This is a genomic window from Alistipes dispar, from assembly GCF_006542685.1.
In the GTDB taxonomy this organism is placed as follows: Bacteria; Bacteroidota; Bacteroidia; order Bacteroidales; family Rikenellaceae; genus Alistipes; species Alistipes dispar.
Window position 1 is genome coordinate 2356120 of sequence record NZ_AP019736.1, and the last position, 12667, is coordinate 2368786.

Annotated in this window: 10 protein-coding genes and 1 tRNA gene; 4 read left to right on the forward strand and 7 right to left on the reverse strand. The window is 62.1% G+C overall.

Annotation, left to right across the window (positions count from 1 at the left end; genetic code table 11):
• Positions 1–58 precede the first annotated feature (58 nt).
• Both FME97_RS09910 and FME97_RS09915 read right to left on the reverse strand, forming a co-directional pair.
• Positions 59–131: transfer RNA gene (locus FME97_RS09910), tRNA-Lys, on the reverse strand.
• 114 nt (positions 132–245) lie between these two features.
• Positions 246–1544 carry a glycoside hydrolase family 2 TIM barrel-domain containing protein gene (locus FME97_RS09915; RefSeq protein WP_141429467.1) on the reverse strand — a complete coding sequence of 433 codons (1299 nt, stop codon included), beginning with the start codon at positions 1542–1544 and terminating at the stop codon, positions 246–248.
• A 50-nt stretch (positions 1545–1594) separates the two neighbouring features.
• Here FME97_RS09915 and FME97_RS09920 point away from each other — a divergent pair, with 50 nt between their 5' ends.
• On the forward strand, positions 1595–2047 hold the full coding sequence (locus FME97_RS09920) for a type I restriction enzyme HsdR N-terminal domain-containing protein (protein ID WP_141429469.1): 453 nt from the start codon (positions 1595–1597) through the stop codon (positions 2045–2047).
• An 8-nt stretch (positions 2048–2055) separates the two neighbouring features.
• Here the strand turns inward: FME97_RS09920 and FME97_RS09925 are convergent, their stop codons facing one another.
• Genes FME97_RS09925 through plsY form a run of 4 tightly spaced genes read right to left on the reverse strand, consistent with a single transcriptional unit; the run spans position 2056 to position 6368 of the window.
• On the reverse strand, positions 2056–2799 hold the full coding sequence (locus tag FME97_RS09925) for a LytR/AlgR family response regulator transcription factor (RefSeq protein ID WP_141429470.1): 744 nt from the start codon (positions 2797–2799) through the stop codon (positions 2056–2058).
• On the reverse strand, positions 2792–3865 hold the full coding sequence (locus FME97_RS09930) for a sensor histidine kinase (protein WP_141429472.1): 1074 nt from the start codon (positions 3863–3865) through the stop codon (positions 2792–2794). The genes FME97_RS09925 and FME97_RS09930 overlap by 8 nt, the downstream gene beginning before the upstream one ends.
• Positions 3866–3888: 23 nt before the next feature.
• Entirely contained in the window at positions 3889–5589 is a 1701-nt protein-coding gene (locus FME97_RS09935; RefSeq protein ID WP_141429473.1) for an AMP-binding protein, read from the reverse strand.
• A gap of 41 nt (positions 5590–5630) precedes the next feature.
• The gene (gene plsY / locus FME97_RS09940; protein ID WP_232522865.1) at positions 5631–6368 is read right to left on the reverse strand and encodes a glycerol-3-phosphate 1-O-acyltransferase PlsY; all 738 of its coding nucleotides are present in this window, start codon (positions 6366–6368) and stop codon (positions 5631–5633) included.
• 205 nt (positions 6369–6573) lie between these two features.
• On the opposite strand from plsY, the gene FME97_RS09945 reads away from it, so the two are divergent.
• The 3 genes from FME97_RS09945 (at position 6574) to FME97_RS09955 (ending at position 10627) form a co-directional block, all read left to right on the forward strand.
• Complete coding sequence (locus tag FME97_RS09945; RefSeq protein ID WP_141429475.1) at positions 6574–7563, forward strand: YitT family protein; 990 nt, start codon at positions 6574–6576, stop codon at positions 7561–7563.
• Between the two features lie 105 nt (positions 7564–7668).
• On the forward strand, positions 7669–9030 hold the full coding sequence (gene miaB / locus FME97_RS09950; RefSeq protein ID WP_141429477.1) for a tRNA (N6-isopentenyl adenosine(37)-C2)-methylthiotransferase MiaB: 1362 nt from the start codon (positions 7669–7671) through the stop codon (positions 9028–9030).
• A 106-nt stretch (positions 9031–9136) separates the two neighbouring features.
• Positions 9137–10627: a DEAD/DEAH box helicase gene (locus FME97_RS09955; protein WP_141429479.1), complete on the forward strand. Its 1491-nt coding sequence runs from the start codon at positions 9137–9139 to the stop codon at positions 10625–10627.
• Positions 10628–10771: 144 nt separating this feature from the next.
• Here FME97_RS09955 and FME97_RS09960 read toward each other — a convergent pair whose 3' ends face one another.
• Positions 10772–12166 (reverse strand): type III PLP-dependent enzyme domain-containing protein, encoded by a 1395-nt coding sequence (locus FME97_RS09960; RefSeq protein ID WP_141429481.1) that lies wholly within the window; start codon positions 12164–12166, stop codon positions 10772–10774.
• Positions 12167–12667 lie beyond the last annotated feature (501 nt).

A 12667-nucleotide genomic window follows, 5' to 3' on the forward strand; every position in this document is an offset into this window, starting at 1 on the left:
GGTTAGTCGCAATAAAAAAACGGACCGACAAATGTCCTTTGTCAGCCCGTTTCTTCTGTACCCCCCCAGGGGCTCGAACCCTGGACCCCAACATTAAGAGTGTCGTGCTCTACCAACTGAGCTAGAGAGGCATCAATCTTTTCGATTGCGAGTGCAAAGGTAACTATAATTTTCGTTTCTCCAAAAAAAACGTCAAAAAAATTCCAAAATATTTTTCATGCCCGTCTTCCGGGCCTCCCGCGGAGCTATTCCAGCGGGAGCGGGTCGCTGTTCCATTCGCCTCCGGCCTCGGGATAGACGAACGGGCGTGTCTCGTGCAGCCGCTTCATCGCGAGGTAGCTTTCGTAGAGGTTGATGCCGTTGGCCGAGTGCGTCGCCACCGAGAAGGCGATGACCGACGGGTGCAGCTTGGTCGTGTGGTAACTGTTCGCGGCGCGTTCGGCGTAGGCCTCACGCCAGGCGGGGTCGTTGGACGGGTTGCCGCCCACGCGGCGCGAATCGCCGCTCCGCCGGGTGTCCACCGGAGCCTGTACGACGACGTAGAGCCCCCGGGCGTCGCAACTGTCGAGCAGCGCCTCCGAAACCGGGCCGGGCAGCAGGCGCAGCGTGTTGTACCCTTCGGCGCGCAGCGACGCGACCTCCGAGGCGGGGAACGAGCCCGGCACCTCGCGGCAGCGCAGGGCGACCTCCCGGCCGTTGATCGTCATGCGGCCGTCGCGCACCTCTGCGGTGCGGAAGCCGAGCGGCAGCTCGAGGTACTCCTCGTAACGTCCGTCGTGTTGCGTTGCGAGTTGCAGGCGGTATTGCGTGGGAAGCGTGTCGCACCAGAGCGAGTCGTAAGGGATGCGCGCCAGGAAACGCACGGTGTCCTCGCGCCGCATGTCGAGCGTCAGCTCCTTCGAACCGGTGGTGACGGTGCGGCCCGAGGGGGAGAGTAGCGTGTAGCGGAGCCGCGAGGTGCGCGGGTTGAGCGAATGGGTCTTGAGTACGACGCCCACCTCGGCCGTGGCGTCTCCGTCCTCGCCGATGCGCGTGCGGGTCTCGACGTCGCGGACGCGCAGCGTCGGCTGGCTCATCACCAGCGCCGGGCCTGCGGCCGGGACAGGGGACTCCTTCCAGCTTTCGAGCACGGCCGTCGGCGAAGGTTCCGCGACGACGATTTCGAGTTCGTTGCGCCCTTCCCGCGCGAGCCGCGTGACGTTGTATTCGGCGGGTGCGTTGCCGTCGGCGTCGCAGGCCGCCTCCCGGCCGTTGATCCGCACCGTGTAGGGGCCCGAAACCCAGTCGATGCGGAGGATCACCTGCCGGTTGATCCATGCGAAAGGCACGGTGAAGGGGGCGGAGAGCGTGTTGCCCTGCCGCGTCCACCCGTCCAGGGGCGTGACGTAGCGGTTTTTGCCGCCGGCCGCCGCCGCGGCCTCCTGCGCCGTGGGATAGACCGTCACGCGGCTGCGCGGCAACTCCCGGCCGCAGGTGGGGACGTACTCCTGGGCGAGCAGTCCGCCGGCGGAAAAAAGGGCTATGATCGAAAGGATGATCCGCATATATTCGTATATTTGTCAGCGTAAAGATACGAAAATTTTCGATAGTTGCGATGTCCGGACTGCCTAAACTCAACTTTCCCGCCATCCGCCTGCGCGCCCGCCGCCGCGGCGATGCGGTGGAGGTGTGGGACTCCCTGCGGGAGACCTATCTCGTGCTGACTCCCGAGGAGTGGGTCCGGCAGCATCTGGTGGCCTATCTGGTGACGCATTGCGGCGTGCCGCCCAAGCGGATCGTCGAGGAGTACGCCGTGGCGCTCAACGGGCAGGCCCAGCGGGCCGACGTGGTGGTGGTGGACGATGCCGCGGAGCCGCTGCTCGTGGCCGAGTGCAAGGCGCCGGGGATTCCGGTCGGTCGGCAGACGCTGGCGCAGGCCGTGCGCTACAACTCCGTGCTGAAGGCCCGCTACGTGGTGCTGACCAACGGACTGAAGCACTACTGTTGCGAGCTGCGCGACGGAGAGTACGTGCAGCTCGGGGCCTTTCCCCGTTTCGGCGCAAGGTAGCCGCCGGGTCACAGATTCCTGAAATTCTTGTCGATGTAGGCCTGGAAGGCCTCCTTGTAGTTCTCTCCGATGGGGATGTATTCGTTGTCGCTGAGGAAGATGCGCCCTTTGACGTAGGCTTTGATCGCCCGCAGATTGACGATATAGGAGCGGTGTACGCGCATGAACGATTCGGCGGGCAGGGCCGTCTCCATGTTCTTGAGCCGGAAAAGGGTGGTGATGGTCGAACCGTCGGCGAGGTGCATGCGGACGTATTCGCCCTCGCTTTCGAGGTAGATGATCTCGGCGATGCGTACGAGCGACACCTTGTAGTCGGCTTTCACCGAAATGTACTCCTTGTCCCGGGGCGTAGCCTCCGAAGCGGTCTCCTGCGGCTCCGACCGTCGGTTCTGACGCAGTTCGTAGAGCGAATTGGCCTTGGCTGCCGAGCGGCTGAAGTCGGCGAACGAGAAGGGTTTGAGCAGGTAGTCCACGGCGTCGAGCTTGAATCCCTCGACGGCGTATTCCGAATAGGCCGTCGTGAAGATCACCATCGGCCGGTCGGGCAGCGCGCGCACGAAGTCCACGCCGTTCAGGTCGGGCATGTTGATGTCCGCGAAGATCAGGTCCGCCGGCTCCTCGGTGAGCCGCTGCTGGGCGTCGATGGCGTTGTTGAAGGTCGCCGAGAGCTCCAGGTAGGGGATTTTCGAGATGTAGCCGGTGATCTGGCGCAGGGCAAGCGGCTCGTCGTCGATGGCGATACATTTAAGCATTGAGCGTCGGTATTACGAGTTTCACGGTATAGAAGTTCTCCTCCTCGCGGATGTCGAGCGTGTAGTTCTTCTCGCCGTAGATCAGCGCGAGGCGTTTGCGGACGTTCTCCAGTCCGATGCCGGAGTCGGCCTTTCGGTCGGCGGGCGCCGCGTGGCGGCTGTTCGCGAGCGTACTGGTCACCCGGCCGTCGGCGTAGTCGATCCGCAGGTGGATGAACGACGGGTGGTTGTAGCTCACGCCGTGCTTGAAGGCGTTCTCGACGAAGACGATGAGCAGCAACGGGGGAATCGAAACCTGTTCGGGCAGATTCTCGGGGTACTCCACGCGGATTTCCACGTCGTCGGTGTAGCGGATGCGCATCAGCTCGATGTAGTTTTTCAGGAACTGGATGTCGCGGTTGAGCGAGATGATCTCCCGCCCGGAGTCGTACAGCACGTAACGCATCATCTTCGAAAGCTCGATCACGGCGTTCTTCGCCGAGTCGGCGTCGATGTCGATCAGCGCGTGGATGTTGTTGAGCGTGTTCATGAAGAAGTGCGGGTTGATCTGGTACTTCAGGTAGTCCATCTCGGCTTGCAGGTTCTGCCGCTTGAGGGCCTCCATCTGCTGCTCGTCGCGCATCGACTGGTAGATAAGCTTGATGCCGGTGTTGGCTCCGGTCATGAAGAAACCCAGCACGACGTTCCAGTAGATTTCGAGGTTGGAGAACGAAGCCTTGCGGTAGGCGTCGATCGTCGCGGGGTCGCTCTGCGGCGTCATGTCCCGCAGCAGGCGCTCCTCGTAGAAGTCCACCAGCCAGAACACGGTGACGATGAGTGCGATATTGAGTACGAGGTACTTGCCGTACTTGTGCCGCAGCATGTAGCGCGGCGCCAGCAGGCTGTTGTGGATCAGGAAGATGATCAGATAGGGGGCGATCTGCCGCCAGGCGATGAGCACGTTCTCCAGATTGATGTGCATTTCGGACATCATCTGCGAGTTGAGCACCGGAACCAGGATGATGGCCGACCAGACCATCACGTAGAGCAGGTTTTCGCCTATGGTTTGCTTTCTCTGGATCTTCATGCCGGGGTTGCGGGGCGCGCCGGTCAACTGTCGAGCAGCGACGCGCTGTAAAGGAACCGTTTGATGCTCCGTTTGGGGGTCTTCTCGAATTCGGTGGGGTAGATCGTGATGTCCGAGACGCGCTCGTAGGCGGCCAGCTGGGCGTTCAGCTCCTGCAGATTGTTCTGCATGATCTGCGGCAGTTCCGACTTGTCCACCCCTTCGGCGTCGGCCTGCTCGTAATCGGGGACGACCAGCGCCCGCAGGCGCCCGTTGCCGGCGTCGAGCACCAGCGATTCGAGCACCATATACATATTGTTGAGCTTGTCCTCAATCTCCTCGGGGTAGATGTTCTGCCCGTTGCCCGAGAGGATCATCGTCTTCGAACGGCCGCGGATGTAGAGCGTGCCGTCGGGGTCCATCGTGCCCATGTCGCCCGTGTGAAGCCACCCGTCGGCGTCGAGCACCTTCTGCGTGTCCTTCTCGTTCTTGTAGTATCCGGCCATGACGTTTTCGCCGCGGACTACGATTTCGCCGGCTTCGTGTTCCGGGTCCGGGGAGTCGATCCGCACCTCGAGCAGGTTCTTCAGGTAGCGGCCGCACGATCCGGCCTTGAACTCGTTGTCGGGCGTGAAGCTGATGAGCGGGGCGCATTCGGTCATGCCGTAGCCGATGGTGATCGGGAAGCGGATCTTCATCAGGAACGCCTCGGTCTCCTGGTTCATCGGCGCGCCGCCCACGATGAAGATCGAGACGTTGCCGCCGAAGGCGTCCATGAGTTTCTTGCGGATCACCGAATAGATGGCCGCATTGAGCAGCGGAATCTTCACGGCGATCGACATGGGGCCCTTCTCCAGCAGCGGAAGCACCTGTTTGCGATAGACCTTCTCGAGGATCATCGGCACGCAGCAGATGATCGTGGGCCTGACCACGGCCATGGCTTCGACGAGAATTTTCGGCGAGGGAATCCGCCCCAGCAGCGTGATGTGGCCGCCGACGGCCAGCGGTGCGAGGAAGTCGAAGGCGCAGCCGTAGGCGTGGGCCAGCGGCAGGAACGAGAGCGTGCGGCCCCCTTTCTGGAAATAGTAGGTTCCCGTCTGGGTGTTGAGCGCCGACATGGCGAAGGTGACGTTGCCCGTGAGGTTGTTCACCGTGAGCATCACGCCCTTCGAGTAGCCCGTCGTGCCCGACGTGTAGTTGAGCAGCACCACCCGGTCGTTCGGAATGTCGGGGTATTTGATGTCGCCGACGCTGAATCCGCGCGGGTATTTCGAGCGGTAGTTCTTCACGATGTCGCGCTGGAACTTGGTGAGCGCCTTGCCGTCGCGTTCGTAGATCACGTGGAAGTCCGTGAGCGAGAAGACCGCCTCGATCTGTTTGATCTGGTCCTCCTCGATCACGTCCCAGAAGTTGTCGCCCAGGAACAGCAGCCGGCTTTCGGAGTGGTTGATGATGTGGATGATGTCGGCCGGGGTGAAGTCCTGCAGGATGGGGACGATCACCGCGCCGTAGGTGACCGTTCCGATATAGGTGATGCACCAGCGGGGGTTGTTGCGGCCGATCAGCGCGATTTTGTCGCCCTGTCTGATGCCGGCCTTCTTGTAGAGCAGGTGCAGTTTGGCGATCTCCTTGGCCATTTCGTAGTACGAGAAGGTTTCGCCCTTGAAATAGTCGGTCAGGGCCGACATTTCGCGGTTCTCCCGGAAACTCCGCTCGTAGATTTTGATGAGGTTTTCCTCCAGCATGGCGAACATCTGTTTTTTGTGTTACGGAATGTGTCCCGCGGTTACTTCTCCCGCTTGCCGGGGGCCTGCCCCGCTCCGGAGGGTGCGTCTTCCGGGGCCGCGTCCTTTCCGGGCGCCGCTCCCGCGGGGTGGATGCGCCGCGGTTTCCAGATGTAGGTCTTCGACTCGGTTCCGGCCTTCAGCCGCTCGATGTTCTTGCGGTGGGTGTAGATCAGCAGGATGGCGATGACGAACGAGAAGACCACGAACGACACCGACTGATTGACCTTGGGCGAGATGAGCGTGAAAAGCGGGAAGCAGCATCCGGCAGCCATCGAGGCGAGCGAGACGTAGTGCGAAACCATCAGCACCACGAACCAGACGCCGAAGCAGAGCAGCGCCACCGGCGGGTAGATGCCCGTCACGGCGCCCACGAGCGTCGCGACGCCCTTTCCGCCGCGGAATCCCGCGAAGACGGGGAAGATATGGCCCAGCACGGCGGCGAACACGGCGGCGATCTTGAGGTTTATCAGGTCGTTGTCGCCGATGTGGACGTCGTATTTGAGCATTTCGATGATCGTCACCGCGACGAATCCCTTCAGGAAGTCGAGCGCGAAGACGGGCAGCGCGGCCCGGCGGCCCAGCACGCGGAGCATGTTGGTCGTGCCGGCGTTTTTCGAGCCGTGCTCGCGGATGTCGATGCCGTAGTATTTCTTGCCGATCCACACGGCGCTCGGAATCGAGCCCAGCAGATAGGCTATGACAATCATGGTGGTAGCGGTGTAGTATGTCAGTATCATCTCTTGTTTGCGCAGGGTTTTACATGCAAATATACGAAAAAATTCCGGAACCGGACGTCCGGCGGGAAAAATCGCCCGTGCGGGGAAGGCTTTTCCGGAGAATATTGTTACCTTTGTGCGGATCAATTTCGAAAACTACCGTCCCGACGGAAACCTCCGGCTGCGGCCGCGCGCTCCCCGGGCCGGCCGATTTGAACGGACGACTATGAATACGAAAGCTTTTCTCGAACCGATGGGATCGTGGGCGTGGTGGCGCTCGTGGATGCTGATTTTTCTGGGTTGCGTGCTCATGGGCACGGGTTTCGTGCTCTTCGTGAATCCCTACAACTTCGTGCCGGGCGGCGTTTACGGCATGGGTATCGTGCTGCACAACATTTTCCCGTCGGTGCAGGTCGGTACGTTCGGCTACATGTTCGACATTCCGCTGATGCTCACCGCGCTGTTGGTCTTCGGCGGGCAGTTCGGCACGCGGACGGTCGTCGCGGCGCTCTTCACGCCGGGTTTCATGAACGTCCTCACACGGCTGGTCTATCCCGATGCGGCGGCCGTCGAGTCGCTCGATCCGGCGCTGCTGCTGGGCGGTCGGCTCGACCTGTCGAACGACCTGCTGCTGACCTGCCTGTTCGGAGCGGTGGTGATCGGCGTGGGGCAGGGCATCGTCGTGCGTCAGCAGGCCACCACGGGCGGCACGGATATCGTGGCCATGCTGTTGCAGAAGTTCGCCGGAATCAAGTTCTCGACGGGCATCTTCCTGGCCGACGGTTTCGTGGTCCTGTCGGGACTGGTCGTCATCGGCTTCGGACTGGGAACGGGCGAGGCCGACCCGAACGGATGGATGCTGACGCTCTATTCGCTCATCACGATCTACACCACCTCGCGGGTGATCGCCTATCTGCTCGACGGCGCCTCGTACGACAAGCTGCTGTTCATCATCAGCGACCACCACGAGGAGCTCAAGCGCTTCATCATCGACGATCTGGACCGCAGCGCCACCTATATCAAGGCCAAGGGCATGTACACCGACGCTCCGCGCGACATGATTTTCCTGGTGGTGAGCCGCAAGGAGGTGCACCTGGTGCAGCATCAGATCCGGGAGATCGACCCCACGGCGTTCGTCGTCGTGACCGATGCCTACGAGACCTTCGGCGAGGGGTTCAAGCAGTTCCCCGACAAGAACACGATCCAGGCCGAGTAGCGCGTGGCGGGACGGGATGCGCCGGGGCCTTCCGGCCGCACTTCCGCCCGGGCGTTCCCGCAGGGGCGGGACGCCTCATGCGGCGGTTTAGAATGATTTGAAACGATGGCAATGAATTTCAATACGCTGCGTCCGCTCGAAGGGGCGGGCCGCAAGCTTTTCGTCGAAACCTACGGCTGCCAGATGAACGTCGGCGACACGGAGATCGTCGTCGCCCTCATGCAGCGCGAAGGGTATGTCTATACGGAGCGGATCGCCGAGGCGGACGTCATCCTGATAAACACCTGCTCGATTCGCGACAACGCCGAGCAGCGCATCTGGGGCCGGCTGGCCGAGATGAAGCGTTACCGGCGCGAGCGTCCGGGGCTGGTGGTGGGCGTCATCGGCTGCATGGCCGAGCGGTTGCGCGAGCGGCTCACGGAGGGCCCCGGCGGCGTGGATGTCGTCGCGGGGCCCGATGCCTACCGCGACCTGCCGCGGCTGGTGCGCGCCGCCGAGGCGGGGTCGAAAGGGGTGAACGTGCGCCTCTCGGCCGAGGAGACCTACGCCGAGATCGCTCCCGTGCGGCTCGACCGCAACGGCGTGAGCGCCTTCGTGGCGATCATGCGCGGCTGCAACAACTTCTGCTCCTACTGCGTGGTTCCCTACACGCGCGGCCGTGAGCGGAGCCGCGATCCGGAGACGATCGTGGCGGAGGCCCGCTCGCTCTTCGAGAACGGGTACCGCGAGGTGACGCTGCTCGGACAGAACGTCAATTCGTACCGCGCCGGGGAGGTCGGGTTTCCGGAGCTGCTGCGGCGCGTGGCGTCGGTCTCGCCGCTGCTGCGCGTGCGCTTCGCCACGTCGCACCCGAAGGACATGAGCGACCGGCTGCTGGAGACGATGGCCTCGATGCCCAACATCTGCCGGGCGATCCACCTCCCGGCCCAGTCGGGCGCGACGTCGATGCTCGGGCGCATGAACCGCAAATACACGCGCGAATGGTATCTGGACCGGGTCGCCGCCATCCGCCGCTACCTGCCCGACTGCGCCGTGACGACGGACCTCATCGCCGGATTCTCGGGGGAGACCGAGGAGGAGCACCTCCAGACCCTGTCGCTCATGCGCGAGGTGGGCTACGAATTCGCCTACATGTTCAAATATTCGGAGCGTCCCGGGACCTTCGCCCAGAAGCATCTGCCGGACGACGTGCCCGACGAGGTCAAGTCGCGCCGTCTGCAGGAGATCATCGCTTTGCAGAACGAGCTGGGACTCGCCAGCAACCGGCGCGACGTGGGCCGGGAGTTCGAGGTGCTCGTGGAGGGCGAATCGAGGCGCGACCCGGGGCAGCTCTCGGGCCGCACGTCGCAGAACAAGGTGGTGGTCTTCGACCGCGGCACGCACGGCGTGGGGGACTACGTCCGGGTGCGGATCACGGGCTGCACGCCCGCGACGCTGCTCGGCGAGGAGGTCCCGGCAGCCGGGTGAACTGCGGCGGACCGTCCGTCTCCGCGGCCGGACGATCCCGGATCGTCCGCCGGAACGGAAAGGAGAGGGGAGACAATGAATTTTTTACAATTAAAATAACGGACTTATGCGTTTTGACGAACTCGACCTGGAGGATGAGATCCTCGACGGTCTCGAGGATATGAATTTCCATGAAATGACTCCCGTGCAGGAGCACACGATTCCCGTGATTCTGGAGGGCCGCGACATCATCGGCTGCGCCCAGACCGGAACGGGCAAGACGGCAGCCTATACGCTGCCGCTGCTGAACAAGCTGCTCGTCGGGGGCAATCCCGACAATGTGGTGAAATCGGTCATCATCGTGCCCACGCGCGAGCTGGCGCAGCAGATCGACCAGCAGTTCCAGGGTTTCTCGTATTATCTGCCCGTCTCGACGACGGTGGTCTATGGCGGCGGCGACGGCAAGGGCTGGGACGCCCAGAAACGCGGGATGCTGATGGGTTCGGACGTCGTGATCGCCACGCCGGGCCGCATGATCGCCCACCTGCAGAACAGCGGCGTGGACCTTTCGCACGTGGAGTACCTGATTCTCGACGAGGCGGACCGGATGCTCGACATGGGTTTCAGCGACGACATCATGAAAATCGTCTCCTACATGCCCAAGGAGCGGCAGACGATCATGTTCTCGGCGACGCTGCCTCCGAAGATCCGCGAGCTGGCCAAGACCATCCTGCGCAACCCCGCGGAGGTGAACATCGCCATTTCGAAACCCAACGAGGCCATCGACCAGTCGGCCTATATCTGCTACGAAAGTCAGAAACTGGGCATCATCCGCGAAATGTTCGCCGAGCCCACCGAGTCGAAGACGATCATCTTCTCCTCGTCGAAACTCAAGGTCAAGGAGCTGGCCCATACGCTCAAGCGCATGAAGCTCAACGTCGCGGCCATGCACTCCGACCTGGAGCAGGCGCAGCGCGAGGAGGTGATGCTCAATTTCAAGAACAACAAGGTGAATATCCTGGTGGCCACCGACATCGTGGCGCGCGGCATCGACATCGAGGACATCGGACTGGTGATCAACTACGACGTGCCGCACGACCCGGAGGATTACATCCACCGCATCGGCCGTACGGCGCGCGCCGCGGCGACGGGCAGCGCCGTGACGTTCGTCTGCGAGGAGGAGCAGGGGAAGTTCCGTGCGATCGAGAAGTTCATCGAGAAGGACATCCGCAAGGCCGAACTGCCCGCCGTCGTGGGCGAAGGCCCCGCCTACAATCCCGAGGCCTTTTCGGGCCGGGGACGCGGCCGGGGCGGGCGCAGCAAGGGCGGCGACGGACGCGGGCACGGCCGGGGACGCCGGGACCGGCTGCGCGACAACAAGGGGCGCGGCGGCTCGTCCTCTGCGCGGGATGCGCAGCCCGCCGCATCTGCGGCGGCGGCCGTATCGGGAGCGGCTCCGCAGCCCGGGGCATCGGACGGCGCCGGACAGCAGGCCGCCGGGCAGGACGGAGCGAAGAGGCGCCGGCGCCACCGCGGCGGCCGCAACCGTCGGCGCGGCGGCAACGGACGGGGAGGCGACGCCTCTGCGGTTTCGGCCCCGACGCAATCGGCGGAATAGAAGGCCGGGACCGGAATCCCGGCGGCAGGCTTCCGCCTGATGCGGATTCGGATAGGCTTTCGGAGAAAAAAGCCCTCCTTGCAAGGAGGGCTTGATTGTATCGTCTCGTCCGCAAGCAGCAGTCGCCCGCGTTTCTGCGGAGGGTCAGTAGCCGAGGATGCGCAGCATCGAGCGGTAGGACTGCTCCTTGGCGAACAGGCGCGTGTAATATTCGTTGTCCGACTTGTCGCGGTCGATGATCACGTGCTTCGGCGCGGGAATCAGGCAGTGCTGGATGCCGCCGAATCCGCCCAGCGACTCCTGGTAGGCTCCCGTGTGGAAGAATCCGATATACTGCGTGTTGCCCTTTTCGAGCTTGGGCAGGAAGATGGCGTTCGTGTGGCACTCCGAGTTGTAGAAGTCCTCGCTGTCGCACGTCAGTCCGCCCAGCAGCACGCGCTGGTACTCCTTGTCCCAGTTGTTGATCGCCAGCATGATGTAGCGCTGGTTGATGCCCCACGTGTCGGGCAGGGTGGTGATGAACGACGAGTCGATCATGTACCAGTTCTCGCGGTCGTTCTGCTGTTTCTGATTGACGATCGAGTAGAGCGCCGCGCCGCTTTCGCCCACGGTGAACGAGCCGAATTCGGTGAAGATGTTCGGCTCCTCGACGCCGTTGCGCTGGCAGATGTTCTTGATCTGGGCCACGATCTCCTCGGTGAGGTATTCGTAGTCGTATTCGAAGTTGAGCGAGTTCTTGATCGGGAATCCGCCGCCGATGTTGAGGCTGTCCAGGTCGGGGCATACGGTCTTCAGCTCGCAATAGACGTTCATGCACTTCGACAGCTCGTTCCAGTAGTAGGCCGTGTCCTTGATGCCCGTATTGATGAAGAAGTGCAGCATCTTGAGCTGGAACTTCTTGCTGTTCTTGAGCTTGGCCTTGTAGAACTCCACGATGTCGTTGTAGCGGATTCCCAGACGCGAAGTGTAGAACTCGAATTTGGGTTCCTCCTCGCAGGCGATGCGGATGCCGACCTTGCACTTCTTGGTGAAGGCGTCCTCGAACAGGTCCAGTTCCTCCTTGTTGTCCAGGACGGGAATCGTGTTGGTGAATCCGTCGTTCACCAACTGGGCGATGTTCTCCACATACTGCGGACGCTTGAATCCGTTGCAGATGATGTAGCGGTCCTTGTCTATGATGCCGCCGTCGTAGAGGGCGTTGATGATGTGGATGTCGTATGCCGACGAGGTTTCGAGGTGGATGTCGTTCTTCATCGCCTCCTCCAGCACGAACGAGAAATGGCTCGACTTGGTGCAGTAGCAGTAGTTGTACGAACCCTTGTAATCGACCTTGGCCATCGCCACGTTGAACATGCGCTTGGCGCGGTTGATCTGTTGCGAAATTTTCGGCAGATAGGTGATTTTCAGCGGTGTTCCGTACTGTTTTATCAGCTCCATGAGCGGAATGTCGTGGAAGAGCAGCTCGCTGTCCTCGACGGAAAACTCGTCCTGCGGAAAATCGAACGACTGTTCGATCAGATCGATGTACTTGTCTTTCATGTCTCGTTTGCGGCGGTTTTCGGAATCCGGCTTCGCTACATGCTTCGATTTCGGCCGAAGTGGCTCGTCCGGATTCCCGTAATTTTCGGGATGCAAAGTAGGTGAATATTTTTCGGATAACCAACTGTTCGGTCGATTATTTTCCGAAAAACAGGGTGATTGCGACGATTTGCCGTCCTCCGCTTCCGTGCGGCGTGCGTCCCGGACGTTCCGGGGGAACGGGCGGGGCCGTTTCCGGATGGCGGTCCGAAGAGCGGAAAGCGTCGTGCGGTGTTCTCTCCGGCCGGTCCGGAAGGAGGACGCGGGATGCCGGAATGCGTCGCAGGCGGCCGGACAGGGGGCCGGAGCGGTTGTCGGAAAAAGCCCCGAACGGATTAAAAAACGCCCGTATCCCGGAAAACGGTGATGTTTATATGAAGACATTCTCCGATCTTTGCTCCCGAATCCGTTTCGTCCGGGCGTCTTTCGGCCGGCGGTCCGCCGCCGCGCCATCCGGGATGC

Bases quoted from the DNA above. Each gene is read 5' to 3' on its own strand.
- FME97_RS09915 (WP_141429467.1), bottom strand. From the start codon at position 1,544: ATGCGGATCATCCTTTCGATCATAGCCCTTTTTTCCGCCGGCGGACTG.
- FME97_RS09920 (WP_141429469.1), top strand. From the start codon at position 1,595: ATGTCCGGACTGCCTAAACTCAACTTTCCCGCCATCCGCCTGCGCGCC.
- FME97_RS09925 (WP_141429470.1), bottom strand. From the start codon at position 2,799: ATGCTTAAATGTATCGCCATCGACGACGAGCCGCTTGCCCTGCGCCAG.
- FME97_RS09930 (WP_141429472.1), bottom strand. From the start codon at position 3,865: ATGAAGATCCAGAGAAAGCAAACCATAGGCGAAAACCTGCTCTACGTG.
- FME97_RS09935 (WP_141429473.1), bottom strand. From the start codon at position 5,589: ATGCTGGAGGAAAACCTCATCAAAATCTACGAGCGGAGTTTCCGGGAG.
- plsY (WP_232522865.1), bottom strand. From the start codon at position 6,368: ATGATACTGACATACTACACCGCTACCACCATGATTGTCATAGCCTAT.
- FME97_RS09945 (WP_141429475.1), top strand. From the start codon at position 6,574: ATGAATACGAAAGCTTTTCTCGAACCGATGGGATCGTGGGCGTGGTGG.
- miaB (WP_141429477.1), top strand. From the start codon at position 7,669: ATGGCAATGAATTTCAATACGCTGCGTCCGCTCGAAGGGGCGGGCCGC.
- FME97_RS09955 (WP_141429479.1), top strand. From the start codon at position 9,137: ATGCGTTTTGACGAACTCGACCTGGAGGATGAGATCCTCGACGGTCTC.
- FME97_RS09960 (WP_141429481.1), bottom strand. From the start codon at position 12,166: ATGAAAGACAAGTACATCGATCTGATCGAACAGTCGTTCGATTTTCCG.